Raw genomic sequence first — 589 nt, 5'->3', positions numbered from 1 at the left:
GATCAGCGCGGCGAATTTCTCTTGTACTAGCTCACGGCGATCTTCCATTTCTTTCGGGAAGTTCACCAAGGAATACTTTGAAAAATCAAGCATTTGCCGCACTTCGAACAATCTGCCCATAAAAAATAATTGGTACTCTTGAAAATCTTCCCGCATGCCGGGCGGCATTGAAAAAAGAAACTCGCTTCCGTTGGTCGCGATCAACTGGGTACCAATTCGGGCGGGCATTGCTTGCAGTTCTTGAAGCGTGAGAGCGTCGCTAGTTGCGGTCAAAAGGTTATTGACTGCTGCACTAACTTCGGGGTCGGGATGATCTGAGCGCATGGTGAGCATGTTCCTTTGATGGCATCTAGAGCATACTGGCAACAGATATTTTTCTAGCTGACCATCTGACCGATGCGCTCTCGGCATTAAAAAACCCTCCGATTAGGGGAGGGTTTACTTAACATCACAAAGATCGTGGTGTTATGACAACGAGACTCTAACTACATAGTTGTAATAACGAGTCCGGAATATACATCGTGGAACCTAAAGATAAAGACCGGGTCCCCGGCATTCTGGATTCCAGCGCCTTTGCTGTCTGCTTTGC

1 protein-coding gene is annotated in these 589 nt (G+C 47.4%); it reads right to left on the bottom strand.

The features are described from left to right. Positions 1-411: hypothetical protein (locus AC1DVK_RS27135; protein WP_477627848.1), on the bottom strand; the 411-nt coding region annotated here is incomplete at its 3' end. Between the last annotated feature and the right edge of the window lie 178 nt (positions 412-589).

This window comes from Peribacillus sp. P4_B1, assembly GCF_056402395.1.
The sequence above is the reverse complement of the archived record's forward strand: the minus strand, read 5'-3'. Positions and strand labels throughout refer to the sequence as shown.